The sequence below is a fragment of the Oryzomicrobium sp. genome (assembly GCF_021287045.1).
Taxonomy (GTDB): Bacteria; Pseudomonadota; Gammaproteobacteria; order Burkholderiales; family Rhodocyclaceae; genus Oryzomicrobium.
This window is the reverse complement of record NZ_JAJTBG010000006.1, coordinates 1-23,025: the sequence shown is the minus strand read 5'-3', so window position 1 is coordinate 23,025 and position 23,025 is coordinate 1. Positions and strand designations below refer to the sequence as shown.

At 68.5% G+C, this 23,025-nt stretch carries 15 protein-coding genes and 3 tRNA genes; 13 read left to right on the top strand and 5 right to left on the bottom strand.

Annotated elements, in window-relative coordinates; genetic code table 11:
• The first annotated feature begins 121 nt into the window (after window positions 1-121).
• The 9 genes from LWW89_RS07900 to LWW89_RS07860 all read left to right on the top strand — a co-directional run bounded on the left by LWW89_RS07900 (window position 122) and on the right by LWW89_RS07860 (window position 11,339).
• The gene (locus LWW89_RS07900) at window positions 122-2,089 is read left to right on the top strand and encodes an AMP-binding protein (RefSeq protein WP_293263497.1); all 1,968 of its coding nucleotides are present in this window, start codon (window positions 122-124) and stop codon (window positions 2,087-2,089) included.
• A 105-nt stretch (window positions 2,090-2,194) separates the two neighbouring features.
• Entirely contained in the window at window positions 2,195-2,977 is a 783-nt protein-coding gene (locus tag LWW89_RS07895) for an ABC transporter ATP-binding protein (RefSeq protein WP_293263496.1), read from the top strand.
• Window positions 2,978-3,001: 24 nt separating this feature from the next.
• A complete protein-coding gene (locus tag LWW89_RS07890) occupies window positions 3,002-3,916 on the top strand; it encodes a branched-chain amino acid ABC transporter permease (protein WP_293263495.1) in 915 nt (304 codons plus the stop codon).
• A 30-nt stretch (window positions 3,917-3,946) separates the two neighbouring features.
• Window positions 3,947-5,023: a branched-chain amino acid ABC transporter permease gene (locus LWW89_RS07885; RefSeq protein WP_293263494.1), complete on the top strand. Its 1,077-nt coding sequence runs from the start codon at window positions 3,947-3,949 to the stop codon at window positions 5,021-5,023.
• Between the two features lie 120 nt (window positions 5,024-5,143).
• Window positions 5,144-6,466 carry an ABC transporter substrate-binding protein gene (locus LWW89_RS07880; protein ID WP_293263493.1) on the top strand — a complete coding sequence of 441 codons (1,323 nt, stop codon included), beginning with the start codon at window positions 5,144-5,146 and terminating at the stop codon, window positions 6,464-6,466.
• A 70-nt stretch (window positions 6,467-6,536) separates the two neighbouring features.
• Complete coding sequence (locus tag LWW89_RS07875) at window positions 6,537-7,367, top strand: ABC transporter ATP-binding protein (RefSeq protein WP_293263492.1); 831 nt, start codon at window positions 6,537-6,539, stop codon at window positions 7,365-7,367.
• A 160-nt stretch (window positions 7,368-7,527) separates the two neighbouring features.
• Complete coding sequence (locus tag LWW89_RS07870) at window positions 7,528-8,760, top strand: AMP-binding protein (protein WP_293263491.1); 1,233 nt, start codon at window positions 7,528-7,530, stop codon at window positions 8,758-8,760.
• A gap of 94 nt (window positions 8,761-8,854) precedes the next feature.
• Window positions 8,855-10,057, top strand: coding sequence for a CaiB/BaiF CoA-transferase family protein (locus LWW89_RS07865; protein WP_293263490.1), 1,203 nt, complete (start codon window positions 8,855-8,857; stop codon window positions 10,055-10,057).
• A gap of 382 nt (window positions 10,058-10,439) precedes the next feature.
• Window positions 10,440-11,339 (top strand): AEC family transporter, encoded by a 900-nt coding sequence (locus tag LWW89_RS07860; RefSeq protein ID WP_293263489.1) that lies wholly within the window; start codon window positions 10,440-10,442, stop codon window positions 11,337-11,339.
• A 169-nt stretch (window positions 11,340-11,508) separates the two neighbouring features.
• Here the strand turns inward: LWW89_RS07860 and LWW89_RS07855 are convergent, their stop codons facing one another.
• Window positions 11,509-12,039 (bottom strand): PhaM family polyhydroxyalkanoate granule multifunctional regulatory protein, encoded by a 531-nt coding sequence (locus LWW89_RS07855; RefSeq protein ID WP_293263488.1) that lies wholly within the window; start codon window positions 12,037-12,039, stop codon window positions 11,509-11,511.
• Between the two features lie 128 nt (window positions 12,040-12,167).
• Here LWW89_RS07855 and LWW89_RS07850 point away from each other — a divergent pair, with 128 nt between their 5' ends.
• Complete coding sequence (locus LWW89_RS07850; protein ID WP_293263487.1) at window positions 12,168-12,818, top strand: response regulator transcription factor; 651 nt, start codon at window positions 12,168-12,170, stop codon at window positions 12,816-12,818.
• Between the two features lie 70 nt (window positions 12,819-12,888).
• On the opposite strand, the gene LWW89_RS07845 is transcribed toward LWW89_RS07850, so the two are convergent.
• From LWW89_RS07845 to LWW89_RS07830, 4 genes are all read right to left on the bottom strand, one after another.
• Complete coding sequence (locus tag LWW89_RS07845) at window positions 12,889-13,767, bottom strand: class I SAM-dependent methyltransferase (RefSeq protein ID WP_293263486.1); 879 nt, start codon at window positions 13,765-13,767, stop codon at window positions 12,889-12,891.
• 216 nt (window positions 13,768-13,983) lie between these two features.
• Window positions 13,984-17,610: an indolepyruvate ferredoxin oxidoreductase family protein gene (locus tag LWW89_RS07840; protein ID WP_293263485.1), complete on the bottom strand. Its 3,627-nt coding sequence runs from the start codon at window positions 17,608-17,610 to the stop codon at window positions 13,984-13,986.
• A 259-nt stretch (window positions 17,611-17,869) separates the two neighbouring features.
• Window positions 17,870-20,797: an EAL domain-containing protein gene (locus LWW89_RS07835; protein ID WP_293263484.1), complete on the bottom strand. Its 2,928-nt coding sequence runs from the start codon at window positions 20,795-20,797 to the stop codon at window positions 17,870-17,872.
• A gap of 58 nt (window positions 20,798-20,855) precedes the next feature.
• Window positions 20,856-22,262: an FAD-linked oxidase C-terminal domain-containing protein gene (locus tag LWW89_RS07830; protein ID WP_293263483.1), complete on the bottom strand. Its 1,407-nt coding sequence runs from the start codon at window positions 22,260-22,262 to the stop codon at window positions 20,856-20,858.
• Between the two features lie 314 nt (window positions 22,263-22,576).
• Here LWW89_RS07830 and LWW89_RS07825 point away from each other — a divergent pair.
• The 3 genes from LWW89_RS07825 to LWW89_RS07815 all read left to right on the top strand — a co-directional run bounded on the left by LWW89_RS07825 (window position 22,577) and on the right by LWW89_RS07815 (window position 22,931).
• Window positions 22,577-22,661, top strand: a tRNA-Tyr gene (locus LWW89_RS07825).
• Window positions 22,662-22,754: 93 nt separating this feature from the next.
• Window positions 22,755-22,828 (top strand) — tRNA-Gly (locus LWW89_RS07820).
• Between the two features lie 28 nt (window positions 22,829-22,856).
• Window positions 22,857-22,931: transfer RNA gene (locus tag LWW89_RS07815), tRNA-Thr, on the top strand.
• Window positions 22,932-23,025 lie beyond the last annotated feature (94 nt).

Genomic DNA, 23,025 nt, shown 5'->3' with positions numbered 1-23,025 from the left:
GACACCGGCGGGTGAGACCGAAAACGGCCGGCGCGGCAGACAAGCCGCCCCACCCGCCCCCGAATTGTTCCAACCGCCCGGCGAGGTCTGGCGCGGTGAGGTGGCAACGGAGGAGACGACCATGCCTGACAAGGCGAGCAAGGCAGTGGAAGGGCTCGACACCTTTCCCCGACTGTTGATGCACCATGCCCGGGTCCGGGGCAACCAGCCCGCCATGCGGGAAAAGGACCTGGGCATCTGGCAGACCTGGACCTGGGAGGATGCCCGGGAACAGGTGGTGGCCCTGGCCGGCGGCCTGGCCAAGCTGGGCCTGCAACGCGGCGACAACGTCGCCATCATCGGCGACAACCGGCCGCGCCTGTACCAGGCCATGCTGGCCGTGCAGTGCCTGGGCGCGGTGCCCGTGCCCCTTTATCAGGACGCGGTGGCCACCGAGATGCAGTTCGCCCTGCTGGACGCGGGCGTGACCTTCGCCTTCGCCGAGAACCAGGAGCAGGTGGACAAGCTGCTGGAAATCCGCGACAGCCTGCCGGCCCTGGCCCACATCGTCTATGACGACCCCCGGGGCATGCGCCACTATGACCAGCCCTACCTGCACTTCGTCGAAGCGGCGATGGACCTGGGCCGCGAGTACAACGCCGCCCACGCCGGGGTGGTCGCCGCCGAGATCGACAAGGGGCGGAGCGACGACACGGCGGTGATGCTGTACACCTCGGGCACCACCGGCAAGCCCAAGGGCGTCTGCCAGACCCACCACGCCTTCATCAGCGCCGCCAAGGGCGCCTGCCAGTTCGACGCGCTGACCGCCGACGAGGAAGTGCTCTCCTACCTGCCCATGGCCTGGGTCGGCGACCACCTGTTCTCCTATGCCCAGGCGCTGGTGGCGGGCTTCACCATCAACTGTCCCGAATCGTCCGACACGGTCATGTCCGACCTGCGCGAGATCGGGCCCACCTACTACTTCGCCCCGCCGCGCATCTTCGAGAACCTGCTCACCCAGGTGATGATCCGCATGGAGGACGCCGGAGCGATCAAGCGCCGCATGTTCCATTTCTTCATGGACGTGGCCAAGCGCTGCGGCGCCGACATCCTGGACGGCAAGCCGGTGGGCGGCGGCGACCGCCTGCTCTACGCCTTGGGCAACGTGCTGGTCTACGGCCCGCTCAAGAACGTGCTCGGCCTGAGCCGCATCCGGGTCGGCTACACCGCTGGCGCGGCGATCGGCCCCGACCTGTTCCGCTTCTACCGCTCCATCGGCATCAACCTCAAGCAGTTCTACGGCCAGACCGAAACCTGCGCCTACGTCTGCCTCCAGCCCAGCGGCGAGATCAAGCTCGATTCGGTGGGCAAGCCCGGGCCTTTCGTCGAGGTGAAGATCTCCGACAAGGGCGAGATCCTGGTCAAGGGGCCGATGTTGCTCAAGGAGTACTACAAGCGGCCCGATTCCACCGCCGAGTCGATCGACGCCGACGGCTACTTCCTCACCGGCGACGCCGGCTTCTTCGACGAGGACGGCCACCTGAAGATCATCGACCGGGCCAAGGACGTGGGCAAGCTGGCCAACGGCGCGATGTTCGCCCCCAACTACATCGAGAACAAGCTCAAGTTCTTCCCCTACATCAAGGAAGCGGTGTGCTTCGGCCACAACCGGGGCCAGGTGTGCGCCTTCATCAACATCGACATGGAGGCGGTGGGCAACTGGGCCGAGAAGCGCGGCATCGCCTACGCCGGCTACACCGACCTGGCGGCCAAGCCCGAGGTGTACACCCTGATCCAGGAGTGCATCGAGAAGGTGAACGCGGAGTTGATCCACGACCCGATGCTGGCCGATTCCCAGGTGGCCCGCTTCCTCGTGCTGCACAAGGAGCTGGACCCGGACGACGACGAGCTGACCCGCACCCGCAAGGTGCGCCGCGGCTTCATCGCCGAAAAGTACGGGGTGCTGGTGGAGGCCTTCTACGCCGGCCGCGCCAGCCAGTACATCGAAACCCAGGTCAAGTTCGAGGACGGGCGCACCGGCATGGTGGCCGCCGACCTGCGCATCGGCGACGCCAAGGTGTTCGCGGTGCCGCAGCGCCAGGCCGCCTGAGCGCCCCTTCCGATCCTTTCCCGATCCGCACATCCGAGTTCATCACGGCGGACCGGCCGGCCCAAAGGGGACGGCCGCCACCGCCGCCACGGAGGAGACACCACAGTGGCTCGACAAATCGGCGAGGTCATTGTTGACCTGCAGAACATCTCGCTACGCTTCGGCGGCGTGAAGGCGCTGACCGACATCAGCTTCAACATCCGCGAGCACGAAATCCGCTCGATCATCGGCCCCAACGGCGCGGGCAAGAGCTCCATGCTCAACGTCATCAACGGCGTGTACCACCCCCAGGAGGGCAAGATCATTTACCGGGGCGAGGAGCGTCGCAAGATGGAACCCTACGAGGCCGCCGGCCAGGGCTTCGCCCGCACCTTCCAGAACATCGCCCTGTTCAAGGGCATGAGCGTGCTCGACAACCTGATGACCGGGCGCAACCTGAAGATGAAGGCCACCCTTGTGGAGCAGGCCTTCTTCTGGGGCCGGGCGCGCAACGAGGAGCTGGAGCACCGCAAGAAGGTGGAAGAGGTGATCGACTTCCTCGAAATCCAGCACATCCGCAAGACCCCGGTGGGCCGCCTGCCCTACGGCCTGCAAAAGCGGGTCGAACTGGGCCGGGCATTGGCCGCCGAGCCCAACCTGCTGCTCCTCGACGAGCCCATGGCCGGCATGAACGTGGAAGAGAAACAGGACATGTGCCGTTTCATCCTCGACGTGAACGACCAGTTCGGCACCACCATCGTCCTGATCGAGCACGACATGGGCGTGGTGATGGACATCTCCGATCGGGTGGTGGTCCTCGACTACGGCAAGAAGATCGGCGACGGCGTGCCCGACGAGGTGAAGAACAATCCCGAGGTGATCGCCGCCTACCTGGGCACCCAGCACTGAGACATAGGAAAGAGGACGGACACCATGCAGTTCTTTTTTGAAATCCTCATCGGCGGCCTGCTCTCCGGGGTGATGTACTCCCTGGTGGCCCTGGGCTTCGTGCTGATCTACAAGGCATCCGGCGTGTTCAACTTCGCCCAGGGGGCGATGGTGTACTTCGCCGCCCTGTCGGTGGTCGGCTGCATGGAGAAGGGCGCCCCCCTGTGGCTGGCCCTGATCCTGGCCTTCTTCATCATGCTGCTGTTCGGCATGGCCACCGAGAAGTTCGTGCTGCGCAAGATGGTCAACCAGACGCCCATCTCCCTGTTCATGGCCACCATCGGCCTGACCTTTTTCGTCGAGGGCTTCGCGCCCCTGGTGTGGGGGCACTCGGTGCGCGGCCTGGACATCGGCATCGTGGACGAGCCGATCGAGAGCGTGCTCGACAGCCTGGGCATCGTGGTCTCCCGCTTCGACCTGGTGGCGGCGCTGATCGCCGGCCTGCTGGTCACCGGCCTGGCCCTGTTCTTCCAATACACCCGGGTCGGCCGCGCCCTGCGCGCCGTGGCCGACGACCACCAGGCCGCCCTGTCCATCGGCATCCCGCTGGAACGCATCTGGGCCATCGTCTGGGGCGTGGCCGGTTTCGTCGCCCTGGTGGCGGGGATGCTCTGGGGTGCCCGCAACGGTGTCCAGTTCGCCCTCACCTTCACTGCCCTGAAGGCCCTGCCGGTGCTGATCCTGGGGGGCTTCACCTCGGTGCCCGGCGCCATCGTCGGCGGCCTGATCATCGGCGCCAGCGAGAAGCTCGCCGAGGTGTACATCCCTCCGGTGATGCAGGCCATGTTCGGCGGCAACTTCGGCGGCATCGAAGGCTGGTTCCCCTACGTGCTGGCCCTGCTCTTCCTGCTGGTGCGGCCCGAGGGCCTGTTCGGCGAGAAGCACATCGACCGCGTGTGATCGACCCCCAGAACAAGACGGAGACAACCCATGTTTTATCGTGAAGCCGGTCAGTTCAAGACGAGCTACGGGGCCGACCAGCAGATTCTGCCCATCCGCCAGGACCGCATCGGCATGGTCGTGCTGCTGGCCGTGGCCTTCCTCGGGGTGCCGATGTTCGCCAGCGAATACTGGTTCTCGGCCATCCTCATCCCCTTCCTGATCTTCGCCCTGGCGGCCCTGGGGCTGAACATCCTGACCGGCTACGCCGGCCAGCTGTCCCTGGGCTCCGCCGCCTTCATGGCGGTGGGCGCCTACGCCGCCTACAACTTCCAGCTGCGCATCGAGGGCATTCCGATCCTGGTGTCCTTCCTGCTCGGCGGCGTCGTCGCCGCCGGGGTGGGCATCCTGTTCGGCCTGCCGTCCCTGCGCATCAAGGGCTTCTACCTGGCGGTGGCGACCCTGGCGGCCCAGTTCTTCATCGTCTGGTGCCTGACCAAGTTCCCCTGGTTGTCCAACAACTCCTCCTCCGGTGTGATCTCGGCGCAGAAGATCATCATCTTCGGCCACGAATTCAACTCGCCCCAGGACAAGTACCTGCTGGTGCTGGGCATCGTCGTGGTACTGGCCCTGGCCGCCAAGAACCTGGTGCGCGGCAACGTCGGCCGCTCCTGGATGGCGGTGCGCGACATGGACGTGGCCGCCGAGGTGATCGGTTTTCGCATCATGCGCACCAAGCTCACCGCCTTCGCCGTCAGTTCCTTCTACTGCGGCGTGGCCGGTGCCCTATACGCCTTCTGCTACCTGGGCTCGGTGGAGCCGGACGGCTTCTCCCTGGAGCTGTCGTTCAAGATCCTGTTCATGATCATCATCGGCGGGGTGGGCAGCATCCTCGGCAGCTTCGTCGGCGCAGCCTTCATCCTGCTGCTGCCGGTGCTGCTCGACGTGCTGCTGCCGGCCCTGTCCGAAACCCTGAGCCTGCCGGTGGATGGGGCGTCCATCTCCCACATCCAGACGATGATCTTCGGCGCGCTCATCATGTTCTTCCTGATCGTCGAGCCGCACGGGCTGGCCCGTCTGTGGCAGATCGCCAAGGAGAAACTGCGGCTGTGGCCTTTCCCCCACTGATACGGCTTCGCTTCAACCGGCCGGCGTCGCACCGCCGCGTTGGCCGGCCGAAAGCGAATCCGTATCGAAGGGGCGGCCCCTCCGCCGTGTAGTTCCATACCAACGAAGAGGAGACACATCATGTTCAAGCAATTCAAATCCGTTGCCTGCGCCGCTGCCGTGGCCGCCGTGTTTGCTGCTCCCGGCGCTGCTATGGCCGACGACCAGTTCTTCCCCATCCCCTCCTACCGCGTCGGCCCCTACGGCGCCAACGGCGAGGCTTTCTACGGCGGGTTCATCGACTACCTGAACTACGTCAACATGAAGAACGGCGGGATCAACGGGGTGAAGATCACCTGGGAAGAGTGCGAAACCGAGTACAACAACGCCAAGGGCGTCGAGTGCTACGAGCGCCTCAAGTCCAAGGCCAAGGTTTCTGCCGGTCCGATCCACACCATGTCCACCGGCATCTCCTACGCCCTGGTGGACAAGTCCGCCCAGGACAAGCTGCCCCTGGCGATGATGGGCTACGGCCGTACCGATGCGGTGGACGGCTCGGTCTTTCCCTACGCCTTCCCCCTGATCACCACCTACCAGATGCAGGCTTCGGCCATCGTCAAGTTCCTCAAGGACAAGGAAAAGGGCAGCCTGGACGGCAAGAAGATCGTCTTCCTGTACCACGACTCCGCCTACGGCAAGGAGCCGATCGTCGCCCTGGAGGCCGAGAGCCGCCTGAACAAGTTCAACCTGGTGCAGATTCCCGTGGCCCACCCGGGTAACGAGCAGGGCGCCCAGTGGCTCAAGATCCGCCAGGAAAAGCCCGACTACGTGATCTTCTGGGGCTGGGGGGTGATGAACCAGACCGCCCTGAAGGCCGCCCAGAAGGTGGGCTACCCCCGCGACAAGATCGTCGGCTCCTGGTGGGCCGGCTCCGAGGAGGACACCGTGCCCGCCGGCGACGCCGCCAAGGGCTACATGTCCGCCACCTGGAACGTGGCCGGCAAGAGCGTGCCCCTCATCGCCGACATCGAGAAGGTGGTCTATGCCGGCGGCCACGGCAACCTGAAGGACAAGTCCAAGCTCGGCACCATCCTCTACAACCGCGGCGTATCCGCCGCCGTGGTGTCGGTGGAGGCCATCTACAAGGCCCAGGAAAAGTACGGCAAGGGCAAGTCCATGACCGGCGAGCAGGTGCGCTGGGGTCTTGAGAACCTCAACGTCACCGACGCCCGCATCAAGACCCTGGGCGCCACCGGCCTGCTGCCCGAGGTGAAGACCTCCTGCAGCAACCACGAGGGTTCCGGCAAGGTGAAGATCCAGCAGTGGGACGGCGCCAAGTGGGTGCCCGTGTCCGACTGGATCGAGGGCAACAAGTCCCTGATCCACCCGCTGTTCGAAGCCTCGGCCAAGCAGTACGCCAAGGAAAAGGGCATCACCCCGCGCGACTGCTCCAAGGAAAAGTAAGCCGCGAGGAAAGCGGCGCGGCGCCCCTGGGCGCCGCGCCCGCCCCGCCACCTGTGAAACGGGACGACACATGACCGCACACATTGCCGCAGTACCCGGTGCCGACTACCTGAGCATCAACAACATCGAGGTCATCTACGACCACGTGATCCTGGTGCTGAAGGGGGTTTCCCTGACCGTGCCCAAGGGCAAGATCGTCGCCCTGCTCGGCGCCAACGGCGCGGGCAAGACCACCACCCTGAAGGCCATCTCCAACCTGCTGCGCGCCGAACGGGGCGACGTCACCAAGGGCAGCGTCGAATTCAAGGGTTCCCGGGTGGACCAGCTGACGCCTTCCGACCTGGTGCGCCAGGGCGTCATCCAGGTGATGGAAGGGCGCCACTGCTTCGGCCACCTGACCATCGAGGAGAACCTCCTCACCGGGGCCTACACCCAGTCCATCTCCCGGGGCCAGCTCAACGAGAGCCTGGAGAAGGTCTACCACTACTTCCCGCGCCTCAAGACCCGGCGCAAGTCCCAGGCTGGCTACACCTCCGGCGGCGAGCAGCAGATGTGCGCCATCGGCCGGGCGCTGATGGCCAGCCCGGAAATGATCCTGCTCGACGAGCCCTCCATGGGCCTGGCGCCCCAGATCGTCGAGGAGATCTTCGAGATCGTGAAGGACCTCAACGCCCGGGAAAACGTCAGCTTCCTGCTCGCCGAGCAGAACACCATGGTGGCCCTGCGCTACGCCGACTTCGGCTACATCCTCGAATCGGGGCGCATCGTCATGGAAGGCGCCGCCGAAGAGCTGCGCAGCAACGAGGACGTCAAGGAGTTCTACCTGGGCCTGTCCTCCGCCGGGCGCAAGAGCTTCCGCGACGTCAAGCACTACCGCCGGCGCAAGCGCTGGCTTTCCTGATCCCCTCCCGCGGCACGGCGCAGCGCCCCGGGTCCGGCAGCGGCCGGCCCGCGGCTCCCCTGTTGCCGCCGGAGCGGACCCGGTTCGCCGCGAAAGCCGTCGCCAGACCCCGCATCCCCCAACCAGCACCGGCCCAACCCTTTCGTTTCGCGAGGCTGCCATGCCCCACTACGACTCTCTCGAAACCCGCGACCCCGCCGAGCGGGAGCGTTCCCTGTTCGACCGCCTGCCACGCCAGGCGGCCCATGCCAAGGCCCACGCCCCCTATTTCGCCGAGATCCTGGCCGACATCGACCCGGCCGACATCCACAACCGGGCGGCCCTGGCCGCCCTGCCGGTGATCCACAAGTCCGACCTGATCGAGCGACAGAAGGCGGCCCCGCCCTTCGGCGGCCTGGCCGCCACGCCGCTTGGCAACCTGCGCCACGTCTATTGCTCCCCCGGGCCGATCCTGGAGCCGGAAGGCAAGGGCCAGGACCCCTGGCGCATGGCCCGGGCCCTCTACGCCGCCGGCTTTCGCCCCGGCGACCTGGTGCACAACTGCTTTTCCTTTCACTTCACCCCGGGGGCCTTCATCTTCGCCGGCGGCATCGCCCGCCTGGGCTGCCCGATGTTCCCCGCCGGGGTGGGGCAGACCGACCAGCAGGTTGAGGCCATCACCCTGATGCGCCCGGCTGGCTACGTCGGCACCCCGTCCTTCCTCAAGATCATTGCCGACAAGGCCGACGAGCAGGGCGCCGACATCTCCAGCCTGAAGACGGCCCTGGTGTCCGGCGAGGCCCTGCTGCCGGTGGTACGCAAGAGCTTCCAGGAGCGGGGATTGCAGGTGTTGCAGTGCTACGCCACCGCCGACCTGGGGCTGATCGCCTACGAGACCCCGGCCATGGAAGGCATGGTCATCGACGAAGACATCATCGTCGAGATCGTCCGCCCCGGCACCGGCGACCCGGTGGCCGAAGGGGAGGTGGGCGAGGTGGTGGTGACCACCTTCAACCCGGACTACCCGCTGATCCGCTTCGCCACCGGCGACATGTCGGCGGTGCTGCCCGGCATCTCCCCCTGCGGCCGCACCAACACCCGCATCAAGGGCTGGATGGGCCGGGCCGACCAGACCACCAAGATCAAGGGCATGTTCGTCCATCCCTCCCAGGTGGCGGCCCTGGTCAAGCGCCATCCCGAGGTGCGCCGCGCCCGCATCGTGGTGGACAACGCTTCCGGCCAGGACAACATGGTGGTGCATTGCGAGGTCGACAGCCGGCCCGACGGCCTGGCCGAAGCCCTGGTGGGCAGCGTGCGCGACATCACCAAGCTGCGCGGCGAGGTCGTCCTGGCCGCCCCCGGCGCCTTGCCCAACGACGGCAAGGTGATCGAGGACGCCCGCAAGTACGACTGATCCCGCTCCGCCCTTCCATGCCTTTCCGCAACCCCGGGCCCGTCATCGCTGCGGTCCCGGGGTTTTTCATCCGGCCCTGCCTGGAGTCGCTGCCGTGACCCGCCCTTCCTCCCCCACATCATCCGCCGCCGCCCCGCTGCACGGTGTGCGCGTCCTCGACCTGACCCGGCTGCTGCCCGGCCCCCTGGCCACCCGCCACCTGGCCGACCTGGGGGCCGAGATCATCAAGATCGAGGACACCGGCGCCGGCGACTACGCCCGGGAAATGGGCCCGCCGCCTCCCGGCTTGCGCGATTCCGACAGCCGCTTCTTCCGCGCCCTCAACCGGGGCAAGCGCGCCCTGCGCCTGGACCTCAAGCATCCCCTGGGCAAGGCCGTGCTGCGCCGCCTGGCCGAATCCGCCGACGTGCTGGTGGAAAGCTTCCGCCCCGGGGTGATGGACCGCCTCGGCCTGGGCTACGAGGCGCTCAAGGCCGTCAATCCGCGCCTGGTCTATTGCGCCATCACCGGCTACGGCCAGGACGGCCCCTGGCGCGACCTGGCCGGCCACGACCTCAACTACCTGGCGGTCAGCGGCGTGTTGGAGCGCACCGCCAGCACCGGCGCCGTCCAGCCCGCCATTCCCAGCCTGCAAATCGGCGACCTGCTCGGTGGCGCCCTGCCGGCCGCCCTGTCCATCGTCGCCGCCCTCTACGGCGCCCGGCAGAGCGGCCAGGGGCGGATGCTCGACGTGGCCATGGCCGAGGTGGTGCTCACCCACCACATGACCCCCCTGCTCGCCGAGGCCGGCGCCGCCGCGCCCCGGGGCGAGGAAATGCTCACCGGCGGGCTGCCCTGGTACGGCGTCTACGCCACCCAGGACGGCCGCCACCTGGCGGTGGGCGCCCTGGAGGCCAAGTTCTGGGCGGCCTTCTGCGCCACCGTGGAGCGGCCGGAGTGGGCCGGCCAGCAGCACCTGGACGGGGCCGAGCGCGACGCCCTGCGCGCCGCGGTGGCCGACCTGATCGCCAGCCGTCCCCTGGCCCACTGGGCCGAACGCTTTGCCACGGTGGACGCCTGCGTCACCCCGGTGCTGACCCCGGAGGAAGCCCTGCACCTGCCCCAGTTCCAGGCCCGGGGGCTGGCCGGAGATGAGCTGCGCAGCGGCGCCGCCGCCTCCCCCTTCGTCATGGACGGGGTGCGCCTGACCGCCGGAGGGGAACCGCCGGCCCCAGGCCAGGACAGCCGGGCCATCCTGCTCGACGCGGGCTTCGCCATGGACGAGGTGGACGGCCTGCTGGCCCAGGGCATCCTTTAGGACGCCGGTCGGCGGCAGGCCGCCAGAGGGTGGCGGTCGGAGGTTGGCCGTCGCTCGGCGCCGGATTGCCCGCCCGGCCGGGCGATATATTAAAAATATTCAAGTATCCGACCGGGGGGAAATCAAAGGTCCGCGCCAGTCGTTGGGTTTGGCGGCTGGCGCTTCCAAATACTTGAAGAAAATTAATGGATCGACGCGGCGCCACGCCTGCATGGCGCCGCCGGACCGGCTGCCACCGCTTGCCACCGCCTCCACAGGCCCGCACCACCAGCCGTGCGGATGCCCCCCGCGGTGCGCCGACCTGGCCGAACGCCGCGCCCATGGCCGATCTCCGTCCATCGGCCGGTGTGTCCCCGGGACGCGCATTGCGTAGAATCGCCCCATGTCCGCCGCTCTCCTGCTCCTTCCCGATTTCGCCCTGATCCTGCTCGGCTACGGCCTTCGCCGCCACTTGCACCTGGGCGACCACTTCTGGACCGGCCTGGAAAAGGTCGTCTACTACGTCCTCTTCCCCGCCCTGCTGGTCAACGCGGTGATGAAGACCCCCCTGGACCTGGGGGCCGCCGCGCCCCTGGTGCTCACCGCCTACCTGGCGATGGGGGTGGGGATGGTGCTGGGCGCCCTGGTGCGGCCGGTGTTCCGCCCGACGCCGATGGTGTTCGCCTCGGTCTTCCAGTGCAGCTTCCGCTTCAACACTTACGTGGCCCTGGCCAGCGCCGGGCTGCTGTTCGGCGCCCCGGGCATCGCCACCATGGCCCTGGTCACCGGCTGCGCCGTGCCCCTGGCCAACACCGTGGCGGTGTGGATGCTGGCCCGCCACGCCGAGGCCAACGTGTGGCGCGAGATCGCCCGTAACCCCCTGATCTGGGCCACCCTGGCCGGCCTGGCCCTCAACCTGCTGGGCTTCGTCCCGCCCAAGCCCTTGCAGGTCTTCCTCGGCCGCCTGGGGGACGCCTCAGTGGCCCTGGGCCTGATGGCGGTGGGGGCGGCGCTGCGCTTTCGCGGCGGCACGCCCCTGCGCGGCGCTGGCGTCTACCTGGTGGCGGTCAAGCTGTTCGCCCTGCCTGTGGCCGCCCTGCTGCTCGGCCGGGCCCTGGGCCTGGACGGCCTCAACCTGCAAGTGGCGGTGCTGTTCGCCGCCCTGCCCACCGCCTCGTCGGCCTACATCCTGGCCATGCGCATGGGCGGTGACGGCCAGAGCGTGGCCTGGCTGATTTCCGCCACCACCGTGGCCTCCATGTTCACCATGCCCCTGTGGGCCGGCTGGCTGGCGGGGGGCTGAGGGGAGTACGCCGGACGCCGCCGTTGTCGACCTCCGCCGTGTCATGTGCCATGCCCGGCTCCGGCCTGAGGTGTTGGCCTGGGCGCCGGCGGGTATCGGTTCCGCCAAAGCAAAAGCCCGGGCACGCCCGGGCTTTCGTCATTGCGCAGGTGCCGCCGTGGCGGTGGATTCAGCCGGCCTTGCCGCCTCCGGACTTGCTGCCCGCCTTGGCGGCAGGCTTGCGCGGCGCCGCCTTCTTGGCGCTGGCGGCCTGGGCCGGTTTGGCGGCGGCGGGCTCGGCCGGGGCCGGCTCGTTGGCGAAGTGCTGTTCCAGGTGGTCCTGGACCTGGGCTTGCATCTGGCTCATCAGGTTGAGGGGCCACAGGGCGGCCTGGGTCGCGGCGGCGGTGAAGGCCTGGGCGGCCTCGCCGCCGGCGCCGTTCTCGCCGGTGGACTGGGGGGTGTTGGCCTTGGCCATGGTGCCCATGGCGCGCACCGCGCCCAGGGTGGAGTGCTGCATTTCCAGGCCCTGGATGGTCAGTTGCAGCATCGACAGGTTCATGCGCAGCCAGCCTTCGACCGCCTTGAGGTCCTTGATGCGTTTTTCCAGTTCGTCCACATCCAGGGTCGGCGCGACCATGCCGGGCAGGGAGAAGCCGAGCTGCCCCCACATGTTGCGCATGAACTCCATGGGATCCGAAGCGGAGATGGGGTCTGACATGATGACGGGCCTCCTCTGTGATGGGAATTGTCATATTAACCCAACCATTACGGGGCCGAGCATGGGGTGTGCGAGGTGATACAATCGCGGCCAGCCGAACGTCATGAATAGGCCGTCCCGGGGGAACCATGCTCAAGTTGCTCGTCATCGAAGACCACGCTCTCGTCCGTGAAGGACTGGCCAATGTGGTGCGCCAGCTCGACGACGAAGTGAAGGTTTTGGAGGCCGGCGAATGCGTGCTCGGCATGTCCCTGGTCGAGTCCAACCCTGACCTGGACTTGGTGCTGCTCGACCTGGCCCTGCCCGGGGTCGAGGGCCTGAGCTGCCTGACCATGTTCCGCGACCGCTTCCCGGCCCTGCCGGTGGTGATCGTCTCGGCCTACGACGACACCCACACCGTCACACGGGCGCTCAAGGTCGGCGCTTCCGGCTTCGTGCCCAAGTCCTATTCTTCCGAGGCCCTGCTGGCCGCCCTGCGCCTGGTGCTCGAAGGCCAGATCTTCACCCCCAGCCGCCCGCCGGTGCAGCGCGGCCAGGTGGATGTGCCCCCCGGCCAGGTGGGCAAGGATGCCTCGCCGGCCGACTACGGTCTCACCGAACGCCAGGCCGAGGTCCTCGGCCTGATGGCCCGGGGCAAGTCGAACCGTGACATCGCCCAGATCCTCGGCCTCTCCGAGGGCACGGTGAAGATTCACATCACCGCCATCTTCAAGGCCCTGGGAGTCTCCAGCCGCACCCAGGCCCTGGTCACCGCCAGCCGCTACGGCATCCGCCTGTAGGCCAGACCGTCGCTGCACAATGAAAAAGGGGGCCTAGGCCCCCTTTTCTTATTGCATGCCGCCGGCCCGCTCAGGCGGGGGCCACCCGGTACACGAACAGCTGCCGGCTGCCGTCGGCCACCACGATCTCTTCGTCCGGAGCCACGTCCGGTACGGCAAAACTGTTCGATACCAGGAGCCCGCCCGGGGGCAGCTCCGCCCGCGCCTTGTCCCACAGGGCCGGCATGGGGGCCGGGGAGAGAAAGGCGTACACCGCGTCGTAGTCGCCTAGGGCGGCATCCCACAGGCTGCCATAGCGCCAGTCCACCCGGGTGCGGGGCGACAGGGCGCGGCGCAGGCGGCCGGCGAACCAGGTCAGGGGCGCGTTCTCGATGCCGGTCAGGCGCAGGTCCGGGCGTAGCCGGGCCAGGGGAAAGACCACGCTGCCGATGCCGGCTCCCAGGTCCACCACCCGGGCGCCTTGCGGCAGACGCTCGGCCAGGGCGTGCACCGTCGCCCGGTTGGACAGGAACAGGGGCACTTGGCCGGTGAGGGCGCCGCGATAGACGAGCAGCAGCAGGATGGCGGCGAGCAGGAACCAGCCCGGGTCGATGCCCAGGTGGGCCACGCTCCAGGCCAGGGGAAAGAACACGGCGTGGATGGCTTTCCACCACCAGGGCTGGCGGGTCAGCACCGCCAGGACGAAGGCGGTGGCGCCAATGGCCAGGGCGATGCCGCCCCAGGGCCAGGGCGTGCTCCCCAGGCCGAAGGCGGGCACGGCGATGCACAGCACGAGGAAGATGGCGCCGCCCTGGAGCGCCAGCTGGCGGCGCGGCGTCGGGTAGGGGGCGGCCTCGGCGGAGGCGCCGTCGGCGATTTCGGCAGTTTCGACAGCGCCGGGGGCGTCAGGCGACGCAGAGGCGTCGGACGTAGCGGGCGCGTCGGCGGGGGGCAGGGGAGGGGCGGACATGGGGGGCGATTGTACCCGGGCCGCTTGGCGGACCGTGCGTGCCCCGTCGGCGGAGAAGGCGGAAGCCGGGCGGCGCTACCCGGTGTGCTCTGCCGATGGGCGATCCCGCATCCGCAGGGCCGGTCACGGCACCGCCCGACGCTTTCGCTTGGCAATCCGGCGGACGATGCGGGCCCGGGCTCCCCAGCGTTGGCCGGGGAGCCCGTTGCGGCGGGATCAGGCCGCCACCACCCGCACCGGCACCGGCCGGCCGGTCCGGGATTGGGGCTGGGCCGGCGCCGTCAGGGCGGCCCGCAGCCGGACCCGCTCCTCGGCCACCGGCCTGGCGCTGGCGGCGCCCACCGCGCCGTAGCCGCGGATTTTTTCCGGCAGGCGCGCCAGGGCCAGAGCCGCGGCCCGGGCGCTTTCTCGGGTGCTTTCCTGGGACGATTCCCGCGCCTCCGCCGCGCCGTCGCCCCGTGCACCGGCCAGCCGCTCCAGGATCAGTTCCACGTCGGCCTCGTAGTCGGCCAGCTGCTGCCGTTCCTGGCGCCGGTCCTCGCTGCGGGCGAAGACGTCGAAGGCGGTGCCGCGCAGGAAGCGCAGCCGGGCCAGGACGTGCAGCGCCGGCCAGATCCACGGGCCGTAGCGGTGCTTGCGGGTCTTGCCGGTGATTGGGTCGGGCTTGGTCCACAGGGGCGGGGCCAGGTAGGCATGCACCTGGTAGTCCTTGCCCGGTACCCCCTCGAACACTGCCTGGAGGCGCTCGGTGAAGGTGCCGTCGGTGTACAGCCGGGCCACTTCGTACTCGTCCTTGATCGCCAGCACCTTGAAGTAGTAGCGGGCCACCGCCTCGCTCAGGGCGCTGCCGCCCAGGGGCGCTTCGAGGGCGCGCACCCGTTCCACCAGGCGGCGGTAGCGCTCGGCGTAGGCGGCGTTCTGGTAGGCGGTGAGGAAGGCGGCGCGGCTTTGCACCAAGTCGTCGAGAGACTGGGACGGATGCAGGTGCACCACCTCCGGCGGCTCGGCGATGCGCTGCACCGCCGCCAGGTCGGTGGCGGCGCGGCGGCCCCACAGGAAGGCGGACAGGTTCTTGTCCACCGTAGTGGCGTTCAACTCGATGGCCCGGCGCAGGGACGGCAGGGTCAGGGGGATCAGGCCCTTCTGCCAGGCGTAGCCGAGCAGGAACATGTTGGTGTAAAGGGCGTCCCCCATCAGGGCCGTGGCCAGCTTCTGGGCGTCGAGGAACCAGACGTTGTCCTCGCCCACCGTGTCTTCCAGGCGCCGGTCGAGCTTTTCCGTGGGGGGCTGCCAGTCCGGGTCGAGCAGGAAGTCGGACGTGGGCGTCTCGGCCACGTTGGCCACCACCCGGGTGGTGCCCTTGAGCATCTTGGCCAGGGCCTCGCTGCCGGCGGTGACGATCAGGTCGCCGCCCAGCACCGCATCCGCCTCGCCGGTGGCGATGCGGGTGGCGTGGATGTCCTCGGGCCGGTCGGCGATGCGGATGTGGGAGAAGACGGCGCCGAACTTTTGCGCCAGCCCGGTCATGTCGAGCACCGAGATGCCCTTGCCGTCCAGGTGGGCGGCGATGCCGATCAGGGCGCCCAGGGTCACCACCCCGGTGCCGCCGACGCCGGTCACCAGCAGGTTGAAGGGCCGGGCGGTGTCCGGCAGCGTCGGCTGGGGCGGCTCGGGGAAGGGGGCTTCGGTGCCGGCCACGGCGCGGCCCTTCTTCAAGGTGCCGCCTTCCACGGTGACGAACGAGGGGCAGAAGCCGCGCAGGCAGGAAAAGTCCTTGTTGCAGGCGGACTGGTCGATGGCCCGCTTGCGGCCGAAGTCGGTGTCCACCGGCACCACCGCCATGCAGTTCGATTCCCGGGAGCAGTCGCCGCAACCTTCGCACACCAGCTCGTTGATGAAGGCGCGCTTGGGCGGGTCGATCATCTTGCCCCGCTTGCGCCGGCGGCGCTTCTCGGTGGCGCAGGTCTGGTCGTAGATGAGAATCGAGGGGGCCGGATACTCGCGCAGTTCGCGCTGGATCGCATCCAGCTCGTCCCGGTGGCGCACCGGGATCGGTTGCCCGCCCGGGGTGGCCAGGTCGGTGACACCGTCGTACTTCTCCGGCTCGTCGGTGACGATGACCATCTTGGCGATGCCCTCGGCCTCCAGCTGGCGGGTCAGCTGGGGCACGGTCAGGGTGCCGTCGAGGGGCTGGCCGCCGGTCATGGCCACCGCGTCGTTGTAGAGGATCTTGTAGGTGATCGGCACCTTGGCTGCCACCGCCTGGCGGATCGCCAGAATCCCGGAGTGGAAGTAGGTGCCGTCGCCCAGGTTGGCGAAGATGTGCTTCTCGTTGGTGAAGGGCGCCTGGCCGACCCAGGGCACGCCCTCGCCGCCCATGTGGGTGAAGGTGGTGGTGGGCCGGTCGGTCATCCAGGTGGCCATGTAGTGGCAGCCGATGCCGGCCACGGCACGGGAGCCCTCGGGCACCTTGGTCGAGGTGTTGTGCGGGCAGCCGGAGCAGAAGGTGGGCTTGCGCTCGGCCAGCACCAGGGGCGTTTCCAGGGATTTCTGCTTGGCCTCGATCAGCTTCAGCCGCGCCTCGATCACCGGCGAGGTGAAGAAGCGCTCGATGCGCTGGGCGATCACCTGGGCGATGCGCGCCACCGACAGCTCGCCGGCTGCCGGCAGCAGCCATTCGCCGTGGTCCACGATGCCGTTGGCCTTGGGAATCTGGGCCCATTCGCCCTTTTCGTCGAACTTGCCGACGATGCGCGGGCGCACGTCTTCGCGCCAGTTGTACAGCTCCTCCTTGAGCTGGTATTCGAGCATCTGGCGCTTTTCTTCCACCACCAGAATCTCTTCCAGCCCTTCGGCGAAGCGCCGCACCCCGTCGGACTCCAGGGGCCAGACCATGGCCACCTTGAACACGCGCAGGCCGATCTGGGCCGCCAGTTCGGCGTCGATGCCCAGTTCGTCGAGAGCCTGCATCACGTCCAGGTAGGACTTGCCGGCCGTGAGGATGCCCAGGCGCGGCGCCGGGGAGTCGAGCACCACCCGGTTGAGCTTGTTGGCGCGCACGTAGGCCAGGGCGGCGTAGAGCTTCTGCTGGGTGAGGCGGGCTTCCTGGAGCAGGGGCGGGTCGGGCCAGCGGATGTTGAGGCCGCCCTCGGGCAGGGCGAAGTCGGTGGGCAGGCGGATGTCCACGCCGAGCGGGTCCACGTTCACCGAGGCCGAGGTCTCCACCGTGTCGGCCAGGGCCTTGAAGGCCACCCAGCAGCCCGAGTAGCGGCTCATGGCCCAGCCGTGCAGGCCCAGCTCCAGGTACTCCTGGACGTTGGCCGGGTAGAGCACCGGCATCATCACCGCCTTGAACAGGTGTTCGGTCTGGTGCGGCAGGGTCGATGACTTGGCGGCGTGGTCGTCGCCGGCCACCACCAGCACCCCGCCGTAGCGGGAGCTGCCGGCGGCGTTGGCGTGGCGGAACACGTCGCCGCAGCGGTCCACCCCGGGCCCCTTGCCGTACCACATGCCGAACACCCCGTCGTAGCGGGCCCCCGGGCTCAGGCCGACCTGCTGGCTGCCCCACACCGCGGTGGCGGCCAGGTCCTCGTTGATGCCGGGTTGAAAGACGACGTGGTGCCGTTCCAGGTGGGGGCGGGCCTTCCACAGGGTCAGGTCGAGGGCGCCCAGGGGGCTGCCCCGGTAGCCGGAGATGAAACCGGCGGTGTTGAGCCCGGCGGCCTCGTCGCGCAGCCGCTGCAACATGGGCAGGCGGACCAGGGCCTGGATGCCGGTCAAGTAGATCCGGCCGGACGTGGCGGTGTATTTGTCCTCGAGGGTGAAGGACGAGAGATCGCTCATGGGTGTCTCCTCCGGTGATCCGTCCCGTGAGCGACGGGCGGCGGGGGTTAGCGATTCGGTCGGGGCCTTGTGGGCCCCGCCGGCCATTGTGTGGATGCCGCGGGTGTGCGGCGGGGATCACTTTATTGGACTTCGCCGGCGCCGTAACGTTGCGTCGCAGCAGGGGTAGACGGGGAGGGGACTTATGGGTAGAACTTCGCGCCGGTCGCGGCCCGGGATGGGGGGGGCGGCAGGAGCCGCTGGAAACGCCCCGGCGGGGTCAGGGCGCGGTGGTGCGGGCGGCCGGTCGGTGGGCAGCGAGCAGGGTGGCGAAGTCGGCCGACGGCATGGGGCGCCCGTACAGGTAGCCCTGCACCTCGTCGCAGCCGTGCAGGCGCAGGAAATCGCCCTGGGCGGGGGTCTCCACCCCCTCGGCGATCACCGCCAGGCCCAGAGCCTTGGCCAGCTGGATGATGGCGATGACGATCACGTCGCTGCCGCCGGGATTGGCCAGGTCGCGGACGAAGGACTGGTCGATCTTCAGCTTGTCGAGGGGGAAGCGGCGCAGGTAGGCCAGGCTCGAATAGCCGGTGCCGAAATCGTCGATGGAGAGGCGGATGCCCTGGGCGGCGAGGCGACGCATGGTGGCCTCGGCCCGGGCCGCGTCCTCGGCGACGATGCTCTCGGTCAGCTCCAGTTCCAGGTTGGCGGCGGCCATGCCGGCGTCGGCCAGGATGCCGCCCACTTCCTCGGGCAGTCCCTGGGACTGGAACTGGGCGGCGGAGAGGTTCACCGCCAGGGGCGGCGGCATCAGGTCGGCGTCGCTCCAGGTGCGCCATTGGCGGCAGGCCTGGCGCAGCACCCAGTTGCCCAGGGGCAGGATCAGGCCGGTTTCCTCGGCCAGGGGAATGAAGCGGGCCGGCGAGATCGGGCCGTGGTCCGGGTGGGTCCAGCGCGCCAGCACCTCGGCCCCCACCAGGCGGCCGTCGTCCAGGTCGAACTGGGGCTGGAAGTGCAGGTGCAGGGCGTCGTGCTCCAGGGCGTCGCGCAGGTCCATCTCCAGGGCCAGCTGCTCGGCGATGCGGGCGTTCATGGCCGCCTCGTAGAAGCGGTAGCCGTTGCGGCCGGCGTTCTTGGCGGCGAGCAGGGCGGCGTCGGCGTTGCGCACCAGGTCGCTGTAGGCGTCGGCGTCCAGGGGGTAGAGGCTGATGCCCTGGCTGATCGACACCCGCAGGGTGTGGCCGTCCAGGGCGATGGGGGTGCGCAGGGCCTGTTGCAGCTTGCCGGCGATGTGAGCGGCGTCGTCGGCGTCGGTGTCGGGCAGGAGCAGGGCGAACTCGTCGCCTCCCAGGCGGGCCAGGGTGTCCGCCGAGCGGATCTGGGCTTCCAGGCGCTGGGCCACTTCCTGGAGCAGCCGGTCGCCCAGGTTGTGGCCCAGGGTGTCGTTGATTGCCTGGAAACGGTCCAGGTCCAGGTAGACGAGGGCCACCTGGCTGCCGGAACGGTGGGCCAGGTCCAGCACCAGGCTGGCCCGGTCCGCCAGCAGGCTGCGGTTGGGCAGGCCGGTGAGGGGGTCGTGGCCCGCCAGGTAGTCGATGCGCGCCTCGGCCGCCTTGCGCTCGCTGATGTCGCGCACCACGGCGTGGAGGAAGGTCTCGCCCTCGATGGCCAGGGCCCGGGCGCTGACCTCCACCGGGAAGGGCGTGCCGTCACGGCGCTGGTGCACCGTTTCGTAGAGCAGGTGGTGCTCGCGCCACAGCCGGTCGAGCACCCCGGTCAGTTCCGGGCGAGTCTGCTCGGTGCGCAGGTCGCTCAGGTTGAGGGTGAGGAACTCTTCGCGGCTGCGGCCGTAGGCGGCCAGGGCCCGGTCGTTGCATTCCACCAGGTGGCCCTGGCTGTCGGCCAGGTAAATGATGTCGTTGGCGTGTTTGGAAAGCAGGTCGTAGTGCTTGCGCAGGGCTTCCTGTTGCAGGCGCTGGCGCTCCTGCGCGGTATGGTGGCGGGCCAGCAGGCTGCGCCAGGAGGCGATGCCGACCAGGGCGGCGGCGAGCAGCAGGGAGGCCAGCACCAGCCCGGTGATGCGCCCGACCAGGGTGAGGTGGGCGAACGCCTCGCCGATGTCGATCTTGGTGATGAGCAGCCAGGGGGTGTCGGGGATCAGGCTGCCGACGCCGATCACCGGCACGCGGCGGTAGTCGAGGGCCCGCTGGGGGCCGGTGGCGCCCAGGAGCAGCCGGACGGCGAGCAGCCAGTCGTCCTTGAGCGAGTGGCGCAAGCGCAGGGCGGTGTCGTGGCTGAGGCGGGTGTCGCCCAGATAGACCATGTCGTCGCCGTCGTCGCGCCGCACCAGCAAGGTCTCCGCCGAGCGGCTGGGGGTGGGCCATTGGCGCAGCACCGGGTACAGATCCCGTTCGGGATTGATTTCCAGCTGGAGAATGGCCAGGGGCCGGCCGTCGGTGGTGGCGATGGGCAGCGACAGGTCCAGGGCGATGCGCCGGGTCGTGCCACTGCCGCGGTAGTGAAAGTCGGTCAGCGCCGCACGGTGCCGGTTCAGGCCGGGAAGGCCGGCCGGCAGATCGTCGGGGCCTGGGGGTTCGCTGCCGGTGCTGGCCAGCAGGGTTCGGCCGTCTGGAGCGAACAGGTGGATTTCCTGGTAGCCCAGGGTGTCGCGCAGCATTCGCAGGGTGTCGTCCACCGCCTGGCGGGAGCCGCCAGGGGTGTGGCGCCAGCGCTCCAGGGCGGCGACGAACAAAGGGTTGAGGGCGATGCTCTGGGCGTCGCGCTGCCGCTCGTCGAGCCAGCGGACGAGCTGGTTGGTCTTGAGCTGGGCCACCGCCTCCAGGTCCCGGGCCACGGTATCGTCGATGGCCTGCTCGGCGGTGCGGTAGACGCTGAAGGCCAGCCCGCCCAGGGCGGCGGCGAACACCAGGTAGTAGAGCACCGGGCGCCACAGTTGCTGGGGCGGCAGGGGCGCCCCCTCGTCGCGCCGGACCAACTGGTGGCGGACCAGCCGGTAGAGGAGCAGGGAGGTGAGCAGGACGAAGGCGCCGCCCTTGAGGCTTTGCCAGCCGCCGCTGGCGGTCGGGGGGGCGAAGAGGTCCACCACGTAGTCCGACAATGCGATCCAGGCCAGGGCCGCCAACGCATAACCCACCGCGACCTGGAGGGCGGCCGGGTGGAGGATCGGCTGGAGGCGGGTGGGCTTCACGGCGGTGGTGGCGTGTCGGCGCGTTGGAGTGTCGAAGTATGGAGCGGACGGCAGCCGTTCAGGCAGCGGGCAGGATCTTGCCCGGGTTCATCAGGTCGGCCGGGTCGATGGCGCGCTTGAGCACGCGCATCAGGTCCACGGCGCCCTGGCCGTGCTCCCGCACCATGAACTGCTGCTTGCCCAGGCCGATGCCATGCTCGCCGGTGCAGGTGCCTTCCATGTCGATGGCGCGGCCGACCACCCGCTCGTTGAGCCATTCGGCGGCGGCCATGTCCTTTTCGCTGTCCGGATCGACCAGTACCACTAGATGGAAGTTGCCGTCGCCGACGTGGCCGAACAGGGCGACCTTGAGGCCGACCTGGGCGATATCCTCGTTGGTGGCGTGGATGCACTCGGCCAGGCGGGAGATCGGCACGCACACATCGGTGGGGAAGGCGCGGCAGCCCGGCTGCATCTGCAGGCAGGCGAAGTAGGCGTCGTGGCGGGCCTGCCACAGGCGGGTGCGGTCCTCGGGGCGAGCCGCCCACTGGAAGTTCTGCCCGCCGTGCTCGGCGGCCAGGGCCTGCACCGTCTCGGCCTGTTCGGCCACCCCGGCCTCGGAACCGTGGAACTCGAAGAACAGGGTGGGGGATTCCGGGTAGTCGGTCTTGGAGAAGCGGTTGATGGCGCCCATGGTCACCGCGTCGAGCAGTTCGACCCGGGCCACTGGCACCCCCAACTGGATGGTCTCGATCACCGTGTTGACCGCCTCATCCACGCTGGGGAAGGCACACACCGCGGCGGAAATGGCCTCGGGCACCGGGTACAGACGCACCGTCAGCTCGGTGACGATGCCCAGGGTGCCTTCGGCGCCGACGAACAGGCGGGTCAGGTCGTAGCCCGCCGACGACTTGCGCGCCCGGCTGCCGGTCTTGATGACCTGGCCGTCGGGCAGCACCACGGTGAGTTGCAGCACGTTTTCCTTCATGGTCCCGTAGCGCACGGCGTTGGTGCCGGAGGCGCGGGTGGAGGCCATGCCGCCCAGGGAGGCGTCGGCCCCCGGGTCGATGGGGAAGAACAGGCCGGTGCCCTTGAGGGCAGCGTTCAACTGGGTGCGGGTGACCCCGGCTTCCACCGTGGCGGTCAGGTCTTCGGCGTGGATGTGCTTGACCTGGCCCAGGCCGGCCAGGTCGATGGTGATACCGCCGCGGGGGGCGAGGACGTGGCCTTCCACCGAACTGCCGGTGCCGTAGGGGATCACCGGAACGCCATGGGCGTGGCACAGGGCCACGGCGTCGGCCACCTCGGCGGTGCTTTGGGCGAAGACGACGCCGTCGGGCAGCATCGGCGTGTGCACCGACTCGTCGCGGCCGTGCTGGAGGCGGACCGATTCGCCCTGGGAAAAGCGTTCGCCGAAGCGGGCGCGCAGGGCGGCGATGAGGGCTTCCGGGGGCGGAGAAGCGGGATTCTGCTGATGCGAGGTCATAATCGAAGCGTTTCAACTTGTTGGGGGGCTGCGGCGTCGCCGGGAAGGTGTACTTTCGGCCACCCGTCCGCGCCGCGTTGGCTATGGGCGCCATTCTACGAGGATTGAAAAGGACGTGTCCGAAAGGTGGTTGCAACGGGTGTCCGACGTCTTCCGCATGGGGAAAAGCGACAAAAAGGGGAGCGCCGCCCCGGGAAGGAAAGAAAAGCCAAAAAAGAGTAGACGTCGGAGGAATTGTTGCTATACTTCTGCCTCTCGGCTCGAACGACTACTTGGCTGCAAGGCTAGGTAGATGCAATTAGCCGTTTCGATCCGGAGGAGTTCCCGAGCGGTCAAAGGGATCAGACTGTAAATCTGACGGCACTGCCTTCGAAGGTTCGAATCCTTCCTCCTCCACCAAACCGCTTGCGGCGCGATCGGTGTCGATCGTGTTGCAGGGTGAAGACCGAAAAGCCCGTTGTCAGGCTCTCTCGGAACCAAGCTGGAAATTGGGCGGGTGTAGCTCAATGGTAGAGCAGAAGCCTTCCAAGCTTATGACGAGGGTTCGATTCCCTTCACCCGCTCCAGCGCGCGGTAACAAGGTTTTGTTGGATCGCCCATGTAGCTCAGTGGCAGAGCACTCCCTTGGTAAGGGAGAGGTCGGCAGTTCAATCCTGCCCATGGGCACCACGGTTTTTCACTCTTTTGTCTCGAAATTTGAGGGGCTGAAATGGCTAAGGAAAAGTTCGAACGTACGAAGCCGCACGTGAACGTTGGCACGATT